Raw genomic sequence first — 2,191 nt, forward strand, 5'->3', positions numbered from 1 at the left:
CTGATCAAGCTCGAAGCCCGCAATGCCTTCGGGTTCCGCAACCCCATCAACCAACGCCTACGATCACGCTGCGCGAGCATCCGAGCGGCCCTCCGACCAGCCAAGCCCGGTTAACTTCGAAGACCCGAATAACTTCATGTTCGTTCGGGAAGTGGAAGGACTCGGCACTCTGTGGGATGCTCAGGCTAATCTGGTGTCCGCCCTCGGTCCAGGTGAGCACTCGTCCACAGACACCCGGGTGTACCCAGACTCCGCGCAGTATGAAGCGTGTACACACGATCAGTTTCGTCATCGGTCGGTTCCCTCTGCATCTAGATTCTGGTGTCGGGAGAACTTTCTGTACGTCTTCAAGCCGGCCCTGGCGGGCCGGGCGCTGCCCTTCTGCGCGCTCGGCCTTGCCGCTCCGCTCCCGGCCGGCGCGCCCGGGCCGCGCAGTAGCCACGAGCCAGCAGAGACGACCGAAGATCACCCGAGCCAGGGGGAGCGCCACGGGCGGACAGGCTTCCTCGTCCTCATCCAGCGTCGTAGACCGCACCGACCGCATCAACCCCGCTGCGCGCCTCGACACCGACCCCGGCCCAGACGCCCGCAGCAGATGTCACCACGGAGTCGAGAGGGCCGGGGCCGGCGTCGAGGTGTTCCAGGGTTGACACGGCCGGCGCGGTCCACAGTGCAGCCAGGACGACGAGGAAGGGGGCGGAGCGACGCGGGCCGGGGAACCATGATCGGCGCCATAACTTACCCGCAGGAAACGACCACAGACGCCCACAACTGAGCCCCACAGTCGAACGAGGCCGCCACGTCTCCGCCCAGGTCAGCAGCAGGGACGGCGCCTGCCCGAAGACGTCCGCAGGAGTTGGGCCGAATCCGTCAGGTCGTGGGTTCGAACCCCACCCGCTCCACCGTTCTAACAGCCAAAACAGCAGCGCGCCGCTCGCATCGGCTGCCGTGGGATCAAACGTGGTGCGAAGGGTGCGCTATCGGCCGGTGGCCAGGTCCGGGGCACGGCGGAAGCGGGCGAAGGGCAGCGTCGAGGAGCTGCCGAGCGGCTCCCGCGGGTGTCCGTCTACGCCGGCATCGACCACGTGTCGAAGCGGCGTCACTACCTGCGCGAGATCGTGCCCGCCGGCCCCAAGGCCGCTGATGAGGCCGAGAAGGTCATGCGTCGGCTCGCCGGCCAGGTCGACGAGCGTCGACACCCGCGCACGAACGCGACGGTCAACCAGCTGCTCGACAAGCACTTCGAGTTGGTGACCCTTGAACGCAACACGCTCGCGACCTACGTCGGGTACGCGGACAAGCACATCCCCCCGCTGATCGGCTCCGTGCAGGTCGGTGCGCTCGACGCCGATGTGTTCGACTCCTTCTATGCGGAGCTGCGCCGCTGTCGCGACCACTGCGCTCGGAAGCGGCAGGTTGACCACCGGACGGCAGCGGCGCATGAGTGCGACGCCCGGTGCACGCCGCACGCGTGCCGCCCGCTGGGCGCGTCGACGATCCGGCAGATCCACTTCATCCTCAGCGGCGCGCTGAAGCGGGCGGTTCGGTGGCGCTGGCTGGGCACCAACCCGATCGCGCAGGCCGAGCCGCCGCCGGCGCCGAAGCCGAACCCGCAGCCCCCGACTGCCGAGGAGGCCGGCCGCATCCTGGCGGCGGCATGGACCGATCCGGACTGGGGCGCCCTGGTCTGGCTGGCGGTAGTGACGGGTGTGCGGCGCGGGGAGCTGTGCGGGCTTCGCTGGCGCAACGCCGACCTCGACGGCGCCGTCCTCACGCTGAACCGCAGCATCGGGCAGCGGAACACCGAGACGTGGGAGAAGGGCACCAAGACCCATCAGCACCGACGCATCGCGCTTGACCCCGAGACGGTGGAGGTGTTGACCGAGCACCGCCGGCGCTGCGTCGATCGGGCGGCTGCGCTCGACGTCGAGCTCTCCGCCGACGCCTTCGTATTCTCCCTCGCCCCCGATGGCTCAACCTACTTGCGCCCGAACTCTGTGAGCGAGCGATACAGCGATCTGGCGGGCCGGCTGGGCATTCGCACCTCACTGCACAAGCTGCGCCATTAGAGCGTGTCCCGTGGATCATGCGGGTGGGCTGCGGTAGATCTCTTCTGTGCTTGATCGCCACGACTTGACCGACGCGGAGTGGGCACGGCTGGAGCCGTTGCTGCCCGACCGGACACCGCGAC

At 68.4% G+C, this 2,191-nt stretch carries 1 protein-coding gene; it reads left to right on the forward strand.

Annotated features, from left to right (window positions below; all coding sequences use genetic code 11):
* Nucleotides 1-1,058: 1,058 nt before the first annotated feature.
* Entirely contained in the window at nucleotides 1,059-2,069 is a 1,011-nt protein-coding gene (locus tag KME75_RS41125) for a site-specific integrase (protein WP_219420398.1), read from the forward strand.
* Nucleotides 2,070-2,191: the final 122 nt, after the last annotated feature.

Origin of the sequence: Pseudonocardia nigra (genome assembly GCF_019396355.1) — a bacterium.
In the GTDB taxonomy this organism is placed as follows: domain Bacteria; phylum Actinomycetota; class Actinomycetes; order Mycobacteriales; family Pseudonocardiaceae; genus Pseudonocardia; species Pseudonocardia nigra.